The 846-nt window shown below is 36.4% G+C and carries 1 pseudogene; it reads left to right on the top strand.

The features are described 5' to 3' along the window. Positions 1-846 (top strand): annotated as a pseudogene (locus HX049_RS18400) (hypothetical protein); the annotation flags it as partial.

The raw sequence follows: 846 nt of genomic DNA, 5'->3' as shown, positions 1-846 counted from the left end.
TTAGTGAAAGCCAACGAGACTGTAACTACTTTGGTAAACAATACTAACGGTACTTATACCTATAAGTCAGAGAATGGAACAGAGACAATCATTGATATTCCAGCCTCAGTTGCAAATAACTTCGAGACGATTGTCAATAACAATCCAGTTGCAGTAAAAGAGATCATAGAAAAAGTAGCCAAAGATGTAGCAGGAAATGTTATTTATGACGGAACAAATTTAATCTACAAGGATGCCGAAGGTAAGGATCAGATTATCAATTTAGACACGTTAGTGAAAGCCAACGAGACTGTAACTACTTTGGTAGCAAACCCTAATGGTACATATACTTATAATTCAGAGAATGGTACCGCAACTATCATTGACATTCCAGCTTCGGTTGCAAATAACTTCGAGACGATTGTCAATAACAATCCAGTAGCAGTAAAAGAGATTATAGAAAAGGTAGCCAAAGATGTAGCAGGAAATGTTATTTATGACGGAACAAATTTAATCTACAAGGATGCCGAAGGTAAGGATCAGATTATCAATTTAGACACGTTAGTCAAAGCTAACGAGACTGTAACTACTTTGGTAGCAAACCCTAATGGTACATATACTTATAATTCAGAGAATGGTACCGCAACTATCATTGACATTCCAGCTTCGGTTGCAAATAACTTCGAGACGATTGTCAATAACAATCCAGTAGCAGTAAAAGAGATTATAGAAAAGGTAGCCAAAGATGTAGCAGGAAATGTTATTTATGACGGAACAAATTTAATCTACAAGGATGCCGAAGGTAAGGATCAGATTATCAATTTAGACACGTTAGTGAAAGCCAACGAGACTGTAACTACTTTGGTA

This window comes from Myroides odoratimimus (genome assembly GCF_030326305.1).
Classification (GTDB): domain Bacteria; phylum Bacteroidota; class Bacteroidia; order Flavobacteriales; family Flavobacteriaceae; genus Flavobacterium; species Flavobacterium odoratimimum_A.
The sequence above is the reverse complement of the archived record's forward strand: the minus strand, read 5'-3'. Positions and strand labels throughout refer to the sequence as shown.